At 36.7% G+C, this 20,872-nt stretch carries 14 protein-coding genes and 1 pseudogene; 8 read left to right on the plus strand and 7 right to left on the minus strand.

Annotated elements, in window-relative coordinates; all coding sequences use genetic code 11:
• Together TY13_RS18845 and TY13_RS18850 are read right to left on the minus strand one after the other, a co-directional pair.
• On the minus strand, window positions 1–6,937 hold a 6,937-nt coding region (locus tag TY13_RS18845), incomplete at its 3' end, for a DUF7601 domain-containing protein (protein WP_195891725.1).
• 511 nt (window positions 6,938–7,448) lie between these two features.
• Window positions 7,449–9,182: a methyl-accepting chemotaxis protein gene (locus TY13_RS18850; protein ID WP_042479135.1), complete on the minus strand. Its 1,734-nt coding sequence runs from the start codon at window positions 9,180–9,182 to the stop codon at window positions 7,449–7,451.
• A 577-nt stretch (window positions 9,183–9,759) separates the two neighbouring features.
• Here TY13_RS18850 and TY13_RS18855 point away from each other — a divergent pair.
• The gene (locus tag TY13_RS18855) at window positions 9,760–10,662 is read left to right on the plus strand and encodes a DUF2167 domain-containing protein (protein WP_042479136.1); all 903 of its coding nucleotides are present in this window, start codon (window positions 9,760–9,762) and stop codon (window positions 10,660–10,662) included.
• Between the two features lie 238 nt (window positions 10,663–10,900).
• Here TY13_RS18855 and TY13_RS18860 read toward each other — a convergent pair whose 3' ends face one another.
• A complete protein-coding gene (locus TY13_RS18860; protein ID WP_042479138.1) occupies window positions 10,901–11,350 on the minus strand; it encodes a GNAT family N-acetyltransferase in 450 nt (149 codons plus the stop codon).
• A gap of 477 nt (window positions 11,351–11,827) precedes the next feature.
• On the opposite strand from TY13_RS18860, the gene TY13_RS20800 reads away from it, so the two are divergent.
• Together TY13_RS20800 and TY13_RS18865 are read left to right on the plus strand one after the other, a co-directional pair.
• A complete protein-coding gene (locus tag TY13_RS20800; RefSeq protein WP_154661650.1) occupies window positions 11,828–11,980 on the plus strand; it encodes a hypothetical protein in 153 nt (50 codons plus the stop codon).
• Between the two features lie 38 nt (window positions 11,981–12,018).
• Window positions 12,019–12,309 carry a DUF961 family protein gene (locus TY13_RS18865; RefSeq protein WP_081797049.1) on the plus strand — a complete coding sequence of 97 codons (291 nt, stop codon included), beginning with the start codon at window positions 12,019–12,021 and terminating at the stop codon, window positions 12,307–12,309.
• A 30-nt stretch (window positions 12,310–12,339) separates the two neighbouring features.
• Here the strand turns inward: TY13_RS18865 and TY13_RS18870 are convergent, their stop codons facing one another.
• Entirely contained in the window at window positions 12,340–12,783 is a 444-nt protein-coding gene (locus TY13_RS18870) for an Lrp/AsnC family transcriptional regulator (RefSeq protein ID WP_042479143.1), read from the minus strand.
• 289 nt (window positions 12,784–13,072) lie between these two features.
• Here TY13_RS18870 and TY13_RS18875 point away from each other — a divergent pair, with 289 nt between their 5' ends.
• Window positions 13,073–14,287, plus strand: a complete 1,215-nt coding sequence (locus tag TY13_RS18875) for an MFS transporter (RefSeq protein ID WP_042479144.1) — start codon at window positions 13,073–13,075, stop codon at window positions 14,285–14,287.
• Between the two features lie 191 nt (window positions 14,288–14,478).
• Window positions 14,479–14,604, plus strand: a pseudogene (locus TY13_RS21090) (site-specific integrase); the annotation flags it as partial.
• A gap of 54 nt (window positions 14,605–14,658) precedes the next feature.
• Here TY13_RS21090 and guaA (TY13_RS18880) read toward each other — a convergent pair.
• Window positions 14,659–16,209 carry a glutamine-hydrolyzing GMP synthase gene (guaA, locus tag TY13_RS18880; RefSeq protein ID WP_195891726.1) on the minus strand — a complete coding sequence of 517 codons (1,551 nt, stop codon included), beginning with the start codon at window positions 16,207–16,209 and terminating at the stop codon, window positions 14,659–14,661.
• A gap of 515 nt (window positions 16,210–16,724) precedes the next feature.
• Here guaA (TY13_RS18880) and TY13_RS18885 point away from each other — a divergent pair.
• From TY13_RS18885 to TY13_RS18895, 3 genes are read left to right on the plus strand one after another with little or no spacing between them, the layout of a single operon-like run.
• The gene (locus TY13_RS18885; protein WP_042479147.1) at window positions 16,725–17,165 is read left to right on the plus strand and encodes a LytTR family DNA-binding domain-containing protein; all 441 of its coding nucleotides are present in this window, start codon (window positions 16,725–16,727) and stop codon (window positions 17,163–17,165) included.
• The gene (locus TY13_RS18890) at window positions 17,162–17,572 is read left to right on the plus strand and encodes a hypothetical protein (RefSeq protein WP_042479149.1); all 411 of its coding nucleotides are present in this window, start codon (window positions 17,162–17,164) and stop codon (window positions 17,570–17,572) included. Before TY13_RS18885 ends, TY13_RS18890 begins: the two co-directional genes overlap by 4 nt.
• A 22-nt stretch (window positions 17,573–17,594) precedes the next feature.
• Entirely contained in the window at window positions 17,595–18,164 is a 570-nt protein-coding gene (locus tag TY13_RS18895) for a DUF7010 family protein (RefSeq protein ID WP_042479151.1), read from the plus strand.
• A 162-nt stretch (window positions 18,165–18,326) separates the two neighbouring features.
• Here the strand turns inward: TY13_RS18895 and TY13_RS18900 are convergent, their stop codons facing one another.
• Window positions 18,327–19,055: a DUF981 family protein gene (locus tag TY13_RS18900; RefSeq protein ID WP_042479152.1), complete on the minus strand. Its 729-nt coding sequence runs from the start codon at window positions 19,053–19,055 to the stop codon at window positions 18,327–18,329.
• 400 nt (window positions 19,056–19,455) lie between these two features.
• Window positions 19,456–20,766, minus strand: a complete 1,311-nt coding sequence (gene guaA, locus TY13_RS18905; protein ID WP_195891729.1) for a glutamine-hydrolyzing GMP synthase — start codon at window positions 20,764–20,766, stop codon at window positions 19,456–19,458.
• Between the last annotated feature and the right edge of the window lie 106 nt (window positions 20,767–20,872).

Genomic DNA, 20,872 nt, shown 5'->3' on the forward strand with positions numbered 1-20,872 from the left:
CTGGTGTTCCTGGGTTACCTCCTGGTGTTCCTGGATTGCCTCCTGGATTTTCTGGGTTACCACCGCCAGGGCTAACTGGTTTCATCGGTATATCATGTCTTACAATATCGAATTCAACTGAAATAATTGGACTCGTATATGTTTCATATCCTGCTTTTGTTACAACTAAATAGTAATCCGCTTCTGGGAATACCATGTATGCGTAGAAACCGTTGATATCGCTTAATTGCTCTGGGCTAGCGTTATCATTCGGTGCAAAGCCAGGAATTGCAGGTAATACTACTTTCGTACCCGGTGTAATTCCTTTCGCACGGTTTCTTGGTGTGTCTGCATAATATAGTGTTACTGTAGCGCCTTCAATTTTCTTGCCAGTGTTTGCGTCACCTGTCGTTTCATCGTAAACAGTGCCGTATGGGTCAACTAATTCCTCTGAAATATTAAGCTCATCAATATTTGCCAAGTTAAGCACTTTATCCTTGACTAGTATCAATTCTTTGCCTGGCTCAAATTCATAGCGCACTTCCATCGTATAGTTACCGATTGCTAAGTTTTCTGCTGCGAAAGTACCATTCTCCCCTAGAGGGAATGCTTTTGGTGCACCGTTTTCCGAAACATAGTTGCCCGTTGCATCCTTCAAGTAAACATTTAATTTACCCGCAAAAGCCTTAGTTAGCAATGTGGTAGTACCGTTAGGTTGCTTGAAGAGTACGATACCTACAGCAGTAATTTCTGCTGGAACTAAGTTACCCTCTGTTGGGTTATCCGTGCCTTCAATAATCGCTTTTTGTGTAAATGGAATAAGCGTTTGTACGCCACCAATATTCACTGGATGTTTGTAAGTAATCGTATACTTCTCTCCCTGTTGAACAAGGTGGTAGTAACGGCCTTCCGAATCAGTAGTAATTGTTTCTTCCTCACCAGTTACAACATTTCTCACTACAATTTCCTTGTAAGGGAGGATTTCTCTAGTTTCATTGTCACGTAGAACACCTGTAAGTGCTGCTGGCATTGTAATGACAACTGCATCATCTTCATTGTAAAGTACGCCTGATGGGCTAGTAGCATTCGTTTTCGCAATCACTTTATGCTCTTTTGGTGTTACCTCAGTCAGTTTCGGTGGTGTATATGAAATCGTCGCTTTACCATTTTCATCAGTAATAGCTCTGCCTTTTTCCACACCATCAACGATAAAGATAACTTCCTCGCCTACTACTGGCTTGCCATCTTGTCCTGTTAAAGTAGCTGTTAAGTCAACAGGAGTTTTACCGTCTCCACGTACCTTTTGCTCTTTTGGTTCTAGGGCAAGTGTACCTGGAAGATATCGAACATTTTCAAATGGAGCTTCAGCGGTTACGTTCTCTTTAATTGTACCCGTGTACTCTCGGCTTGTTGGTGTTGTTGTGTAACCATCTGCCGTATAATCATTTTCTGTTACTACATACTCTGTGCCATTTAAGATACCTTCAATTAGCAATGTTTGTCCATGTTTCAAATAGAATTTATCCCCAGATTTAATCTTTCCTTCTGTCTTGTCAGATTTCGTATAATTATACGTTTTGTCTGCACCTACTCCAGTAAAGATTACTGTGTATTCAAATTCCTTATTTTCATCACTACCATTGCCTGTAACTATATTGCTAACTCGCAAGCTTCCTGGAGCATCTTTGTGATTGATAAACTTTGCTTTCGCTTCTTTTCCTTCTTCGATGCTACCTGTAAAGATAAAACTTTCTGGTGTAGTCGTATAGTCCTCGCTTGTGTAATCTGTCTGTTGAACAGTATAAGTAAGACCTTCAAGTAATTTAGGGAATGTAACTTCCTCGCCATGCTTCAGAATGATAGATTCTCCATTTTTTAGCGTAGCCTCTATTCCATTCTTCACATATACATATTCTGCATCATCTTCCCCATCGAAGATAATAGTATACTTAAATTCTTTGGTTTGATCTCCACCATTGCCCGTTACAGTGTTGCTCACTAGTAAACTACCTAAAGCATCTTTATAATTGATAAACTCTGCTTTAGCTGTTTTCCCTTCTTCGATGCTACCTGTAAAGATAAAACTTTCTGGTGTAGTCGTATAGTCCTCGCTTGTGTAATCTGTTTGTTGAACAGTATAAGCAAGACCTTCAAGTAATTTAGGGAATATAACTTCCTCGCCATGCTTCAGAATGATAGATTCTCCACTTTTTAGCGTAGCTTCTATTCCATTCTTCACATATTTATAAGTTGCGTCCTTGTCTTCCCCATCAAAGATAATAGTATACTTAAACTCTTTGTTTTGGTCTCCACCCTTGCCTGTTACAGTGTTGCTCACTAGTAAACTACCAAAAGTATCTTTATGATTGATAAACTCCGCTTTCGCTTCTTTTCCTTCTTCGATGCTACCTGTAAAGATAAAACCTTCTGGTGTAGTCGTATAGTCCTCACTTGTGTAATCTGTTTGTTGAACAGTATAAGTAAGACCTTCAAGTAATTTAGGGAATGTAACTTCTTCGCCATGCTTCAGAATAATAGATTCTCCACTTTTTAGCGTAGCTTCTATTCCATTCTTCACATATTTATAGGTTGCGTCCTTGTCTTTCCCATCAAAGGTAATAGTATACTTAAACTCTTTGGTTTGATCTCCATCCTTGCCTGTTACAGTGTTGCTCACTAATAAACTACCTAAAGCATCTTTATAATTGATAAACTTCGCTTCAGCTGTTTTTCCTTCTTCGATGTTACCTGTAAGAATAAAATCTTCTGGTGTAGTTGCATAGTCTTCACTAGTGTAATTTGTCTGTTGAACTGTATAAGTAAGCCCTACAGGCAAATTATTAATAGTTATTTTTTCATCATGTTTCAGTACGATAGTTTGACCAGATTTGATTGTTCCTGTCGTGTTATCAGACTTCGTATATGAATACGATTTGTCCGAACCTTCGCCAGTGAAAGTAATCGTGTATTCAAAGTTTTTATTTTTATCACCACTGCCAGTTACCGTATTATCAATTAACAGATGTCCGTGAATTGTTCGGTTATTGACATACTTCAACTCGGTTACTTTGCTCTTTTCGATTACACCACTATACACTCGACTTTCTGGCTCTGTCGTATAACCATCATTTGTATAGCTTTCTTGTGTAACTGTATAAGAAAGACCTTCAAGTAATTTAGGGAATGAGATTGCCTCACCATGCTTCAGAATGATAGTTTCTCCACTTTTTAGCGTAGCTTTTACTCCATCCTTAACATATTCATATTCCGCATCCTTGTCTTTCCCATCAAAGATAATTGTATATTTAAACTCTTTGTTTAAATCTCTGCCATTACCTGTTACTGTATTGTCGATTTTTAATCCACCCATAGCAGGTGTTGGCACAACTAGTGGATTATCAGTTGTTACTTTTACTCCGTCTACCCAAATAGGCTTCCCTGGCGTATTTCCTACATATACTTGATAAATTCTTGTCGTTGGTAGCCAAGTATTTGTATCAATATAAGTTTCCTTTAGTTCATAATACCCTGGATCTGGGAATAAAAGATTAAGTTTCCCGTCGCTACCTGTTGTTCCTTTTGCAACTTCTTTTCCATCGTCCTTCTTATACAACGTAAACTCTACCCCTGGAAGTGGCTTACCATCTGGATCTACCTTCTTCAGTGGTAATAAAGCATTGGAACTTGAACTGCCGGCTACGTCTGAGCTATCTAACGTGCTTTCGCTTTTTGCACTGATAGATTCTAATTTATCATCACCCGCAAGCTTTACCTCATTGCTCATTTTATCTCCAGCTTTTGCTTTAGTTGTATCAACCTCGGTTTGATACACAAACTGGTAAAACTTGTTTGGGTCATCCATTTTGAATGTTAGAACTGTAGTGCCATCCGCACCTGGTGCTGCCTCTACTTGAACTTCACTATTTGGATCACTTAGATCTAGCGCTGCCCCTTCTCGTTCTAGAGCACCACTAGAAGTCAGGTTAGCACGATATACTGCCATACTTGGTGCTGTCAACACGAGCTTTCCGTCTATATCATAGCGCAGCTTCATACCTGCACCTAAAGTATCTTGTAAATAAACTTCCTTCTCCATATTAAATGGTGGGGTATAGTTCACTGTCCATTCTAATACTCCTGGAGTTGGCTTCGTTACCGATTTGCCTAAAGATTGAACTGGTACAATCACCTTACGTTGCTCAGTGATAACCTTTTCCTCTCCCCCCCATGTCATATGAAGATCAGCTTTGTTATATAGTACCTGTTTGTTTGTGCCGTTTGTAGTGTATTCCTCTAAATATTTCTCTAATGCTGCATTTGATGGTCTTGCTTTTACTAAAATGACATAAGGACTTTCTAATTTAGAGAAAGTGAAAGTTCCTACGTTGCCACTATGTGAAAAGCTAACTACATGAGCATCCGTGCCTGGTTCTATAATTGTTCTAGCATCGTTTCTAATACCATACTCAGTACCGCCACCGTTGTCTGAATAGCTCTTCCAAAGCTCAAAATCTTTCCCCTCAGAAAATGGAACGAACTCCCAACCTTCAGGCAATGTGTCCACCAGCTTGATATTGCTGATTACTCGACTACCACCAGCCTTAGCCATTTCGTCTGTATTATATCCCGGATTATTTAAACTTAGACGGAAAGTAACCGTCTTAGTTGTTCGGTCATAGGCAGAGATTGTCCATGCTTCATTACTATCATTTCTAATATAGCTGCCAACGTTATTTGGATTAACATTTTCAGGCGTACCATCTACCTTCAATGGTTTTGATGCATAGAGCATATCTTTATTTAACATGCGTATATGAAGGGACGCTGAAGCTTGTGCTTGTTTTACGGCTCCACCATCAAATAATAAAGCCCTATTCCAGCGCACTTTCTCTGTCTCAATATTCTGCCTGAAAAGAACAGCTGGGTTAGTTTCAAGCGCACGGAAGCTAAAAGAAGCAGCTTGGTCAGTATTGTAACCAGTCACTTTAATCAAATCTGCCACCACTTCACCGTTTACTGTTAAAGGAATAGCCTCCAAAGTTAAGCCATCCGCGCTTTTAAGAGTACCTTGTTGATACTGCTTCCAAAGCTGTGCTGTATTTATATTTGCTTTTATTTTTGCAATGGTTTCTGCACTAACCTCACCAGTTTCATCCACTGCATTATCTAATACATTTAAATCTCCACCATGCACTAGCACATCATATACTACCGCATCTGGCAAGGCATATTGTGGAGCTAGGCGGACTGTCCATGTTATTCCGCCAAGATTGAAATCTTCCATTGAAATAGAGGCACCTTTTGTAAAAGTATGCGCACCGATAGTAACAATTGCCTCATCAGTTACTGCGGTAGGTCTTAAACCAGTCTTTACTTCATTATTCTGAATACCGTCTGGTGTGTCCAAATTCCAGTTTGCACGTGGATCGATTCTGAATTCCGAACCACTTTTCACCTTAGTTTTAATCACTAGCTCCACTTTACCATCAATATCCCCAAAGGAATAAACACTGTTCTCATCTGGTGTAATTGATTGTACTTCTGATGCAGTACCATCCACCCATGTCTGCCATGTTGCTGATGTAAATTCAAGCCCATTAGGCAGTACATTTGTGATAGTAAAATCTTTTAAACCTTTTTTGTTATAATGGTTAACAATAACTTTCCATGTGATTGTTCCATTGCCATGGTCATAGACTGCAGATGTTTGAATCCAGTCTGGAGCAAAAGAAATCTCTTGACCTGCTTCCTTTAATTTATCATTGTCCTGTCTTAATTCCACTCTGCCAAGCATAACTCGATAGCTACGGCCAAGATTGCCTGGTGGATTTCTATGCTCATAATAGTAGCTTTCCTTTGGAATCCATGTTTTATATTCGACCTTTGGATCCTTGCCTGTTCCCACTGGGAAAATATAAGTCAAAGATCCGTCTCCACCAATGGTTGGAGCTACCTCAATACCATTTACTTTAAATGAACCTGGCACATAGACACCACGTACATTACCACCAGTATTATAAGTTGAAGGGTTTGTATAAAACGTTTTCCCGTCTAACGGTAGCTTGATTGTTTTATCAAACTGATCAAAAGCGGATACTGTTGACTCCCAAGTAACTGCTCCCTCAACAAATTGTGCAGCTTGAAGTCCGCGATAGCCATACTGATCCCATCTAACCATTCCTGGTGAGCTTATAGTAATGCTATACGCTGCCGTAACATCTGGGTTCTTCAACTGATAAGCTGTCCCAAAAATGTCGATAGGCTTTGTTTCACCATACGCCATTCCTGTTACATCGGCATCGGCAGTTGTTTCAAATCCGAAAACAACATCTCGTCCAACACCATTGAAGAAGTTATCATCGCCGTCAAATACAATCCTGATACTGTTTGGTGTGAAATAGACGGTAGCAAGCTTCTTTGGACCAAATTCAGTCTGTGCATTTAGGGGTTTAGTCGCTGTTGGAAGCACTACTTCCTTGAAGTAAACTTCTCTCTTCAGCTCAATCGAATCACCCTTCTGAATGTACTTAGTAGTATCATTCTCATGCTCCGTATTTGCAAAATCGCCTTTCACTGGCACTTTGAGACCTTCCGACTTAAGCGTAAATTGCTGTCTGCCTAAAATCATGCCAGCAGCTGGATCAATAACAGCATCTCCCTGTTTTATCTCCAACGGAAAGGTTGAATTTTCATCCATAAACACTACTGTTTTATCTGCAGGTCCTAGTAATTTTGGTGCAACAACTTTCGCTGTGTCTCCTGTTACTAATTGAACAGCTTCTTTATCTGTTATTGTCTCACCAGTGCCGACTGGTTCATCATTCACAGATTTATCTACTTCTAGGTCTATTAAACCTTCTGCAGATGCAGGAACAGCGAATGTCAATGTTTGCAAAATAAGCATCAATACTAGCCAAAGTGATAACATTGATTTGCTTGTACTGCGTTTTTGTTTCATGCTTCAGATCTCCTCCTTTTCCTCATATGTTCTTGCCGACTGTACGATGATTTACCTTTCGTTTCTTCGAAATATTGCAGAGCCCCAAGCTCCACAAATATGAAGGGAGGAAACCATGTATCGACACTTTTCCCTTACACATGCTGTCAAATATCAGCATATGTTGAGCTGATACAGCGTATCCAGTCAACTTTACCATTAGGAGTTGAACAAAATCTGAACATTTTCGACTATAATTCCGAACGCATTTTTTGCTGCTTTTTCTAAAATGATAAGGGGTGTTAGAGGCTACAGAAAATTATTAAAACTTATTCATTCTTACTTTCTATCAAATAATCCAGCAGTTTCACACGTAATAACCCTTTATTCAAACTGGAGAGCAATTGATGCTGATAGAACAAAAGATTTTTATCTAAAGAAAAAGCCGAACTACCATGAAAACATTTATTTAAAGTCTCATGATAATTCGGCTTTTCTATTTGATTATAAATTTAACTTTTGTCTCTAGTGTTTATATTTTAAATTCATTTACAACATTATTTAATTCCTCTGCTAGCCTTGCAAGGTCATTTGAACTTTGCGCTACCTCTTCCATAGCTGCGCTAGTTTGCTCAGATGAAGCAGATGTTTGCTCAATTCCTGCTGCGGATTCCTCAGAAATAGCAGCTATATCTTCAATGGAACCATTCATTTCATAGCTGTTTTTAGTAAGCGTAGCTAAGCTTTCAGTTATGGTAGTAATACTATTCACCATTTCCATTACGGCTTGATTAATGCTATTAAATTTCAGACCCGTTGCTTCAATTTGAATTGTCCCTTCTTCGACTTCTTGATAGCCACCCGATAATGACTCTACAACAGCAGTTGATTCGTTTTGAACATTTGTCACGATTTTAGTAATATCTAAGACCGAATCAGACACTTGCTCAGCTAGCTTTTTAACTTCATCAGCTACGACTGCGAAGCCTTTGCCGTGCTCGCCAGCTCTTGCAGCTTCAATTGCTGCATTTAATGCTAATAGATTCGTTTGATCAGCAATATCTTTAATCACAGTAACAAGGTTGGAGATTTTTTGGGATTGTGCGTCTAATCCTTTTACTTTTTGCACTGCATCCTTAACAAGAGTATCAATTTTCCCCATCTGTTGCTTGGATATTTGCATAGAGCGGTTTCCTTCACTTGTCATTTCTAAAACTTTAGACGAAACTTCATGGATTTGCATACCTGTTTTATTTGCAGTTTCTACTTCTGCCGCAAAGCTTTGCATTGCTATTGCTAAATCGCTTGCACTATCTGCCTGTTTCTCTGAGCCAGAAGCAAGTTCCTGCATCGTTATAGCAATTTGCCTAGAGCCTTCTTTCACCTCGTCTGCAGATAGTGTTAGCTCCGCACTTTGTTCTCCCATTCCTTCAGCAGCATTAGAAACCTTTGTCACTAATTCCTTTAATCTACCCTGCATATAATTCATAGAATTGGCTAATTTCCCAACCTCGTCCTTTGAATTAACAGTAATTTCAGCTGACGTTAAATCGCCATCTGCTAGTAAATCCATGCGATTAGATACGATGTTTATTGGCTTGGAAAGTTTATTGGCGAAAAGCCAAATAACTGAAGTTCCGATAGCTAATGTAATAATCGCAATAATAAGAATATTAAACAAAATTTTATCAGCAGGCTTATTGAAGTCCATCATATATGTACCTGATACAACAACCCAACCCCAATGAGGGTCCTTTGCCGAATAAGCTACCTTTGGTTTAATGTCGTTTGTATCGTTATTAAATGGCCAATCAAAATAACTAAAGCCCCCGCCATTATTAGCAGCTTTAACTACTTCTTGTGTTGGATATACACCGTTAGGGTCAATAGAGTCCCAAGCATTTTGTCCTTCAATGAAAGGATGTGCCAATTCAAGACCCGCATCGTCCACAATAAACATATAGCCATTTTCACCTAAGTCTATATTTTTATTGATCGGGCGTGTACCATCACTATTTTTCTCACCTAATATTGCTATCTTTACTTGCTCTTGTGCCTCTGCTAATGGTAGATTCCCTTGTTCGACAGCCTTGTTCAGCGATTCAATTAATCCAATCGTCGTACTAACACTATTTTTTAAATTGGTCTCCCCTAGTTCTGATAGATTAGAAGAGCTTTGATAATAACTAAAAAAACCGATTACAATAATAGGTATCGTAAGAAGTAATGTAGATACAGTAATTAGCTTTGCTTTAATAGAGTTCAAATTCCATTATCCTTTCGTTTTATATACTTTTATCTATGTACTAATGATGATAGATAAAAGTATCTTATCATGATTTTCTGGAAAGTAATAAACATTATTTGCACAAAAGTACACTATTTCTCAGACACTAAAATGTTATACAAAACTGGCAAATACTTTAGGAATTTTTACTCATGCTGTGCGACATTTTCATATATCTTTATGAGAGATCGGCAAATGGCGTTTGGGATAAGAAATATTTAAATTACATTAGTATATAGATATCTATATACTCCCTCTAAAGCTGATAGTGAGTTAATTCAAATCATTTCATTTTAAAATTCCTAATAAAACACTACAAGAATACTACTTATGGCTCTTTAATTACAAATTGAATTTATTTAACATTTTATAAGAGAAATTACAAAATTCGATTAAATATTACCAAAATTATTTACTCTTATTCCAAGTATGGTATAATCATATTTTGGATTATTTGGAATAATATGAAGCTCATTAAAAAGTTAGTAAAATCTCCTTTTTAGCAGTCGATATTATGCAAATAACAAAATAAAAAGATAACAAGGGGATTTTCGAGATGAAACGATTGATGGTAATGATTTCTGTACTATTCATGATGTTTAGTACAACAGTAACTGCTGCAAATGAATACAACTGGATTGAAGGTGGGCAATCTGTTGATTTAGGAGACATTGCTTCTCTTAATCTCGATTCAGAATTTGTATTTCTTGATGGCGACAACACTAGAATGATGGCAACGGATTACGGAGATCCTGTGTCTGGCCTTGAAATCGGAACTGTTTTCCCAATGGATGATAACCAAACATGGGCAGTCTTTTTCGATTATGAGGAATCTGGTTATATTGAAGATGACGAAAAGTCAAAAATAGACGCAAAAGCTTTATTGAAAAGCTTCAAAGAAGGTACAGAAGAAGCAAATAAAGAACGTCAACCAGGTGAACGTTTTCATGTTGTTGGTTGGGATATCGAACCATTTTATGACGAACAAACGCATAATCTAACTTGGTCCATTTTACTTGAAAATGAGAACAAGGAAACTTTCTTAAACTATAATACAAGAATTCTGACAAGAGAAGGAAATATTTCTGTCATCCTTGTGACGGATCCAGAGAATAGAGAGGCAGATAAAAAGGTCCTTAGTGAAAAAATCTTGTCCCAGTTGAAAGTAAATGATGGAAAAAGATATGAGGATTTTGACAAATCGACAGATAAGGTAGCAGGTTACGGTTTATCTGCCCTTATGTTAGGTGGCGCTGGTTTAGCCGTAGCCAAAAAAGCAGGCTTACTAGCTGTCATTATCGCCCTATTGAAAAAGTTTGGGATTGTCTTAATCGCTGCTATTGGAGCGCTTTGGGGCTTTATAAGAAAAAAGAAAAAAAATTCAGACGCACCAGAGGAAACAATGGAATCAGATGAGTTAGATGATTCTAATGATTCAACTGAACAGCAGAATAAGTAATAAGAAAAGAAGCGTAGTTCCACCCGCTTTTAGGTAATGGAGCTGCGCTATTTTAAATATAAACACCCACTTTTTCGCCTAAATTCCGTGGATAAGTTCGTGTTACTAATGTTTTTAGGATATCCGCTACTATTCCCACTCACTAATAGACGATACAGCCCCCTTTAACTAACAGATTTCTCGTTTTTGGTGGGTCGAGTATTTAGCAAGAAAAACCTCTAAAGCACCTGTTAATCATTTATTTAGATATCCATTCATATTGAATATCAGCTAAATTTTCTTCATTTTCATGCCCTCTACCTATGATTTCAAATCCATGTTTTTCATAAAATCGTTGTGCATTTTCATTTACTTCAAATGTGTATAATGTTAATCTCCCACTTGATTGCGCTTTTACTTTATCTAGTAATGTATGACCTATACCGATTCCTTGATAGTCTATATGAATATATAGTTGGCTTATTTCCCTTTCATTATAGGCAATCATTCCAACTACTTTTTCATCAATGAACGCTAAATCTATTTGAAACTGTTCAAATAATATATGATTTAAAAAATAAACGTGATTTTCAAAGCTGTGAATTTCTTTTTGACCAATAGCCTGTTCTTTACTTTTTCGCCACATATCTACTGTTTGTTCAGCGTATTTGGGATTATACTGAGTAATTATTAATTTGTGTTGGTTCACTACAATACCTCCTCAAGTTTTGTTTACTACTATATATTAGTAAATTTTACTTTGCTAGATTTAATTCGACAAGCAAACAAGCATTGAGTTTCAATCAATTCAATGATCTGTACTATTTTTTAATGCAGTGGGAACTATTTAAAAATAAGCCTACTAAAAGAATTTATCAATTCGACAAATCCCTTTAAATAGGCTTTTTCTCATTTAATCAAGTATATGGTTTATTCCCACTCTGTTTTAAGCGTAAAGTATATAAGCAAAAATGCAGTAATATCAAGGGTTTTTGGACACTATCAAAACATATAAAACATATTAAAAAATATAAAAAGTGCAATAAAAGTGCAATTGCACCTAATCAATAGAACCTGTTCTATCTGATTTAAAATTCCAATATTCATTATACTTTAAACGTCATTTGAACGGTATTTTACCAACAGATGGCGTTTTTAAGTTGTGTCAAAATGGGAGGGATAAAAAATGAAAAACTATAGAAATCATGTTGTAGAAAATCATTATTCCGCTACAAAGGAAGTCATGATTTGTGGCTTACTTGTTCAAATGGCTTCTGACAAAAGAATCTTCCATGGACGTCCTCCACCTTTATTTTCGTTTTACATCCACAGTTTATGAATGAAACTACTCATTATAAAAGAAAGAGGGAATGAACGATGAAACTAAAATATGTGATTTCAAACATGGAGAAAACATTTGAACGCTTAAAATATGCTGGCAAAGGCAAAGTGGAACAGCGCAGAATTAGTAGGCGCATGACCACTTTATCTCGCAGCTACAATTTGTACTCGGATATTCAACGAGCAGATGATATTGAGGTGATTTTACCTGTTGAAGCAGGCGAAAAACACTTTGAACCTAAAATGGTACTGGAAAGTGGATGGTTAGTTACCAGACAAGTAGGCCACGACTTCCTACATAGAACGAGCGAAATCCACTTTGCCTAACACAGTCATGGTAGATTATGAGCCTTGACTTTATATATTTTCTATTAAATTTGGTGTCAATGGCTTGTTTTCAATAGGTGATGATAAGGAAATCAATGTAGTGGAATCTCCATATTTCATACTATCATTTTCAAATAATTCAAGTTCCTTTGTGGATTCAACTACTACTTTAATCAAATAATTATATTCCCCACTAATTCGATGACACTCTACTACTTGTGGAGCCTCCTTACAATAATCAACGAAATTATTGCACTTTGTCGTCCTAAAAAGGATAAAAGCCACAGTGGATTTTCCAACTTTCTCATTGGAAACTATAGCACTGTATCTCTTTATCACTCCTTGTTCTTCTAGTCTTTTTACTCTTTCCGTTATTGCTGGTTGAGATAGCCCTATAAGTTTTCCAAGGGAAGTCATTGACAACCGAGCATCTGATTGTAAACGCATTAGTATATCTCTATCGATACTATCCATTTAAGCACCCCTTGATATAATAATTGTATTTTGTTTATAACTAATTAAAATTCTATGAAATATCGCAGAGTACATTAAGTTTAATATACGATACTGACATTTCACAATAACTAATCATACTGTAAGACGTATATACCCCTAAATCATTATATTATATTTTAAATGCAATATCATTAAAATTCATTTGTTTTATAGTTAAATACACATCAATGCCTTTATTATCATATGTGAATATTGAAATACTGTTAGTATAATTAATTCCATCAACTAATCAGGAGGACTTTTATAAATGGATAATAACGTTGATTTAACTCAACAAAATGAAGAGTCTTATACCATACCTTCAGAACGTCTTCCTTGGGCTGGTTTAATTGCACTAGCTATGGCTGGATTCATATGTATTCTTACGGAAACTATACCAGCTGGTCTATTAATACCGATAAGTGAAGGACTCGGTGTGTCAGAATCCTTAGCAGGTCAACTTGTTACGGCTTATGCTCTTGGCTCACTAATTGCAGCTATTCCTATCACTACTGCAACACAAGGGTGGCATAGGAAACCCTTGCTTCTTTTATGTATTACTGGATTCCTTGTATTTAATACTATTACAGCTCTATCTTCTAGTTTGACTTTAACTATAATAGCTCGTTTCTTTGCGGGTGTAACTGCTGGAGTACTGTGGGGGATGACCGCGGGATATGCACGACTTATGGCACCAGAGTCATTGAAAGGAAGAGCAATGGCTGTAGCTATGATTGGTACGCCTCTTGCATTAGCTTTTGGTGTTCCTGTTGGGACATTTCTTGGCTCCCTTGTTGGCTGGAGAACTGTCTTCGGAATAATGTCATTATTAGCGGCATTATTAATTTTATGGATTATTTGGAAACTTCCAGACTTTCCTGGACAAACATCTGAAAAGCGAATGACCCTTCTCAAGGTTTTCATTACCCCTGGCGTTCGCCCCATTCTGTTTGTTGTATTGGCTTGGATACTTTCCCATAACATACTTTATACTTATATCGCACCATACCTTTCTGAAGCAGGTCTTGCCCAACGAGTTGATTTGGTTTTACTCGTTTTTGGCATTACATCTTTAGTTGGAATCTGGATTATAGGTGTATTCATTGAACGTATATTACGTACTTTAGTTTTAATTAGTCTTGCTGGGTTTGGATTGGCATCATTATCATTAGGTATCGGAATTAGTCAGCCTACTATCATTTATATTGCTGTAGCTTTATGGGGTTTAACCTTTGGAGGAGCAGCAACACTTACGCAAACAGCAATAGCAGATAATGCGAAAAAAGGTGCTGATATTGCCCAATCTATGTTAGTTACTGTTTGGAATCTCGCTATTGGTGGCGGGAGTGCAATTGGAGCAATTTTGATGGAATCATTTGACGTGAGTACTTTTCCATGGGTCATGTTTATCCTCATTCTTCTTGGATTCCTAGTAGCGTTTCGTGCAAATGTTTTTGGGTTTCCTCCAAAAAACAATGAATAAGTCACGATATTCCTAGTAAAGAACATAGTCATCCTACTTAGAAGAGTTTATCTAAGTAGGATTGGTTACCTGATATTCGTTGAATCATTTACCAAGTCGCAAAACTGCTCCTTTTTTCTAGGTAAAAATTGATCTTTTATCGCATTTTTTCAAAATTATTATCACCGTAAGTACAACTTCCTAATTATTCATATCCTCATAGTAATTTTGAAGTTGCTAACAAATTAAATGGAATCATTTCGTTCAAAGAGCCGAAACAAAACCATGATTCCTCTCCTAAAAATAAATTTACTGCAAACTATTCACACAACATATAAAATAAAAAAGAGCCAAAAACCCTTATACATCAAGGGTTTCTAACTCTCCTACTACTATTCCCACTCAATCGTAGCTGGTGGCTTACTCGTAATATCATACAGCACACGATTTACGTGCTTTACTTCGTTGACAATACGCACCGAGATTTTTTCTAATACATCATAAGGAATACGAGCCCAGTCTGACGTCATGCCGTCGATTGATGTTACGCCGCGAATACCTACTGCGTAATCGTACGTACGACCGTCTCCCATTACACCTACTGAACGGATGTCTGGTAGTACAGCGAAGTATTGCCAAATGTCACGTTCAAGACCTGCATTTTTAATTTCTTCGCGTAAAATATAATCCGCTTCTCGTACGATTTCTAATTTTTCTTCCGTTACTTCACCAAGTACACGAATACCTAGCCCTGGACCTGGGAATGGTTGACGCCATACTACCGCTTCTGGTAGACCTAGCTCTAAGCCTAAAGCTCGTACTTCGTCTTTGAATAGTGTATTTAATGGCTCGATTAATTCGAACTTCATATCTTCCGGTAATCCACCTACGTTATGGTGAGATTTAATTGTTTGTGCTGTTGCTGTACCAGATTCAATGATATCTGTATAAAGCGTACCTTGCGCCAAGAAATCCATGTTTTCTAGCTTTGCTGATTCCTCATCGAAAACATAAATGAATTCATTACCAATGATTTTACGTTTTTGCTCTGGGTCAGATACGCCCTTTAGCTTATTCATAAAGCGCTCTCGTGCGTCAATTTTAATTACTTTCATATCGAAGTCTTCAGTAAAAGTTTTCATTACTTGCTCTACTTCGCCTTTACGGTTTAAGTTGTGGTCTACGAACATACATGTTAGTTGATCGCCAATTGCTTTGTGGATTAATACTGCTACAACTGAGGAGTCTACGCCACCTGATAACGCACAAAGAACTTGCTTGTTCCCTACTTGCTCGCGGATTTTAGCAATTTCAATGTCGATGAAGTTTGCCATCGACCAGTCGCCTTTTGCACCACATACCTCAAACACAAAGTTTTTCAATAAGTCGTTACCATATACAGAGTGACGCACTTCTGGGTGGAATTGAACTGCGTAAATTTTGCGCTCTACGTTTGCGATAGCTGCGATTGGACATGCAGGGCTTGTTGCAATTACTTCGAAGCCAGCAGGCACTTCTGTTACGTGGTCACCATGGCTCATCCATACGATTTGCTCTTTTGGTAAGTCCCCGAATAATTTACCTTCTGTCACAACATTGATTTCTGCTTTACCATACTCGCGAGTTTCCGCGCTTTCTACTTTACCACCTTGCGTATGTGCTATTAATTGCATGCCGTAGCAAATCCCAAAAATCGGTAAGCCTAATTCAAAAATAGCTGGATCTACTTTGAATGCTTGGTCATCATATACTGAGTTAGGACCGCCAGAAAATACGATACCTACAGCGTTCATTTCTTTAATTTCTTGCGCTGTAACAGTATGTGGATGTAATTCTGAGAATACACCGAATTCACGAATACGACGCGTAATTAATTGATTAAACTGACTTCCGAAATCAAGAACGATAATCTTTTCTTGCTCTTTTAATAAAGGAGTTGCCACAACTTTCACCTCTTCTAGTATGTTTAATGCAGCCTACAATCACAAAAAACGCGTGGAAAATATGCTTTCTACGCGTTCATTCATAGTAAGTGTTTTTCCGCATTCCTATTTTTAGAATGCCCAAAACCACCGTTAAAGATAAGTTTCATGGTAACTTAACTGAAATATTTGGGCCTATTACCAAACTCATATGAAGGCACACTGCATTTTATTTTTTACATTTTAAACCTTATGAAAAGCAAAATCAACTACTAGCAAAATTGATGAAATATTCTTTTTTTAATTACCTGTTGCCGATTTTTGTTGCATATGCTAATTAACTAATCGTTTGTATATTTTGGCGCATGTATTGTAACAACTCATATATTTATCATTATCGCATATAAATCTTTTTGTTAACAGTTACTTCGTTTAATATTAATGATGTAACAAATCCCATTTTTTTTGCAACAAAACGAAAAATCATCGTAAGCACTGCGAAGTGTTGTTACGATAAAAACAGAAAGGAGATTAGCATGAAGTTCAGCTATATTTGGAAGAAAAATAAACCATCTTCTGAAGTTGAGATTATTAGTAATCCATCGAATAAAGAACTACTTTTAAAATTTGAGCAACGATTCTTACAATCTATGACATTAAATGCGACAGACCTTAAAACCAATCGCCAGGTGGTAATTGAACTTAATGACATTGAAGCAATTGAAGCGGCCGGACATTTTAGCAACCTTTTTTTAATAGATGGTACAAAGTTAATATTGAATAAGATTTTAAAAGAATTATCTTACTTAGAGTCATTTGGCTTGGTTAGAATCAACAACTCTCATATTTTGAATTTAACTCAAATACACTCGTTCGTTTCAGGAAGTCATGCAAGGTTGGAAGTGATGACAAAACAACACAATAAATATATTGTCAGTAGACATTACGCAAAGTCGATTAAGGAGAGGTTGCTATGATAAAAGACTTGAAAAATAGATTTTTGCAAGTTGCATTTTTAGGAATGATTTTGGTTGTCGTTTTAGCTACTATTCTCCATGAGGATACAGTCCAGTTCCTTTATGTTTGGAATTTAATTAGCATCAGCATTTTAATGGGGATTATTTTTGGCATAGTCTATCCTTATTTGTGGAATTATTCTACATTAAAAGTCACAACTAAAATTGCACTGAGCACTTTTTTGAATTTTTTCTGCAGTATTGGGAGTGTATATCTTTTTTCAGCGAAAGCACTTATATTTGTTAAACCTTATCTACTGTTAGTTTTAGTCATAACGTTGATTGGTCATATCATCGGATTTTATTTCTACTCAAAATATGAAAATAAGAAAATAGCAAATAGCTTGAATAAAGCATTGGAAAATTAATCACAGTTTAAGGAGGAAAAAAATGAACGTTAATACTAGCTTACATACATTATTAAATGATATTGCAGAGAAACAAAAGAAAGGTCTTCCTTTTATTATGGCCTCCATATTTATTTGGGGCGTTATTACAGTAATTACATTATTGCCATTAGATTTGATGATAAAAAATATTAGTGTTTTATCTTGTGGCGCATTGTTGTTCCCCGTTTCAATTGTTTGTGCCAAAATAGTTAATGTCGATTTGTTTTATAAAAAAAATCCATTGATTCAAGGGCTATTAATCGCAACAAACAATCAAATTTTATATTTAATTATATGTATCCTTCTGCTTATTAAAGCACCTGAGTGGGTTTTGCCTGTATATGCCATTATTTATGGAGGACATTTGTTACCGTACGCATTTTTCTACCAGTCAAAAGGTTATCAACGTATTTCTATATTTATTTGTCTAGCCATTTTGATAAGCAGCGTTTTCTTGCAAACGCATCTTGTTGTTGTTCCGTTACTTGTGGAAATAGGTGTGCTCTCTTTATTTTTCATCTTAAAAAAAGAAATTAAAGAAAATATTTTGATAAGTGACCAAGCAGTTTAAATTACTAATAGCAACAATGAAAGTATCAATAAAGATAAAAAAATTATCAATCTATCCTGTTAGTACTCTTTTTTAATCAATCTTATGTATATGCCTGTGCCCCTCATTTTGCCGAATTAATTGACACTATTGAGGTAGCAACAGGCATTTTTTCATTCAAAATTATTTGGCCATTGTATTAACAATTAATCCAATATGCGTAAAGTAATTCATAGCTCCAAATAGAACAAAGATGATACCTGCAATTGTCCAGAGGTATTTAATAGCTTTTGCGAAATTTGGATTTGCGCCTTTGTTTAAGGCAAAAGGAAACAATATTGCTCCAATCCCTGTAATCGCGAATAATAGCGACATAAAAGTAGCCTCCATCATCGGATAATCAGCAAAAGCTCCCGATATTGGTTCTTCTGGCGGTGCTGCGAATAATTGATAGCCAATACCTGCAAATGCGATTGAAATGAGTGCTAGTCCCATTGCCGCAGCAAAATATGATAAAGGTTTTACCAAGTATGGCAATTCTCTCTTTAAAGTATTGGAAACTACTTTCGAATCATTCATATCAATGCCTTGTTTTAAATATAGATTAGATTTTCTCCATAATAAGATCGTTGCAGCTATAAGGAGAACCCCAAAAGCTAGAGAAGTCTCTCCAAAAATAATATCATCAAACGGGAATCCAATTTTTGATAAAGGCCAAGTAAGGGTCATATGAGCCCCTGTTAGCGTTAATATAACCCCAGGTATTCCAAATCCTATTGCCCAACCTTCTAGTTGTCCAACTTTTTCTTGAGCTAAATGAGAACCAAATCGAATAATTAATAATAACCCAATCCCAGTTGAAACTGACATTATTGTATTATAGACCGCTGTTACTGACCAATCGATAACCATATAGAAACCTCTCCCCTTTATCTCGAATTCAAGATATTTAACTTTCGAATTAATACTATTCCTTTGTCTTGAATTTGTCAATAAAATAATCCAAGCCTTCTTCTGTGAACCGAAACCGAGTACTGGAAAATCATAAATTTCTTTTCCTATAGGAAAAGAAATTTATGATTTTAATGTTATAAACATTTATTAAAGGTTGTTCAACTTTATTTACCTTTATACATTTTGACTATACATGCAACCGAAAAAAGAAGACTCTCTTGTATGAGATGGTTTCTATAGCTATTTTGCTAAATGGCACTTTCTTGCAAGGTGCTCCTTTACTCATGAAAATTGGTTCACTCTCTTTATCCCCATATAAAAAAGCTAGCCTGATTTTTTTCAGACTAGCTTGTTTTAATTATTCCCACTCAATTGTGCCGCCTGGCTTTGGAGACAGGTCGTAGCACACGCGGTTAACATGCTTCACTTCGTTAATAATGCGATCTGTAATTTTTAACAGGATTGGCCAATCGATTGGTTCAATTGTTGCTGTCATCGCATCTACCGTATTGACCGCACGGATGATTACCGGATATTCGTACGTACGCTCATTGTTGCGAACACCAACAGATTTAAAGTTTGGCACTACCGTGAAGTATTGCCATACCTTTTTATCTAATCCCGCAATCGCAAATTCTTCTCGTAAAATAGCATCTGATTCACGTACAGCTTCAAGACGCTCAGGTTCAATCTCACCTAACACTCGCACTCCTAGTCCTGGGCCTGGGAATGGTTGGCGATACACCATATCATGAGGAAGTCCAAGCTCAACACCACATGCACGTACTTCATCTTTAAATAATTGGAATAATGGCTCCACCAATTCAAATTGTAAATCCTCTGGAAGACCACCGACATTATGATGTGATTTTACTACTTTATGAGTTTTCGTACCCGATTCTACGATATCAGGATAAATTGTTCCTTGTGCTAGGAAGTCAATTCCTTCAAGCTTGCGTGCTTCTTCTTCAAATACACGGATGAATTCATTACCAATAATTTTACGTTTTTCTTCTGGCTCACTAACACCTTTAAGCTTACCTAAGAAACGCTCACTTGCGTCTACATAGATCAGGTTTTCTTCAAGGTCTTTTTCGAACATGGCGATAACGCCTTCAGATTCATTTTTACGCATTAAGCCGTGGTTTACGTGAACGCAAACTAACTGCTTACCAATCGCTTTAATAAGTAATGCTGCAACAACAGATGAATCAACACCACCAGAAAGAGCTAAAAGTACTTTTTTATCGCCGACTTGCTCACGAACTAAAGCTACTTGATCTTCAATGAAGTTTTTCATATTCCAGTTCGCTTCAGCTTTACATGTATCAAAAACGAATTCTTTTAAAAATGCTTTCGTTTCTTCTTCGTTTGGCCACTTATCTAAAGTTTTTGATGCTTTTGTAGACTTGTGATTTACACTAATTACAGGAATGCCTAAATCATAGATTTCATCCAATACGTCAATCGCTTCACCATCAACGATATTGTTTTCACCACCGTTTAGGATGATTCCTTTTACCGTTTTTAAATCTTGAATATTTTGAGCGGTAATATCATGAGGATGAATCTCACTATATACACCTAAATCACGAATCCAACGAGCAATCGTCGTATTCTCGCTACTACCTAAATCCAATACTAAAATATTGTCCTGCTTCAACTTGATACAACCTCCTCTTAATGCTATTTATTCTACTCTTTTTCTTCTGTTTTACCAAATGTTTTTCTGCATAAATATGAATAAAGAAAGATAGGTGCGACAAAATTATGAA

The sequence above is a fragment of the Bacillus ndiopicus genome, assembly GCF_000612805.1.
Taxonomy (GTDB): domain Bacteria; phylum Bacillota; class Bacilli; order Bacillales_A; family Planococcaceae; genus Metasolibacillus; species Metasolibacillus ndiopicus.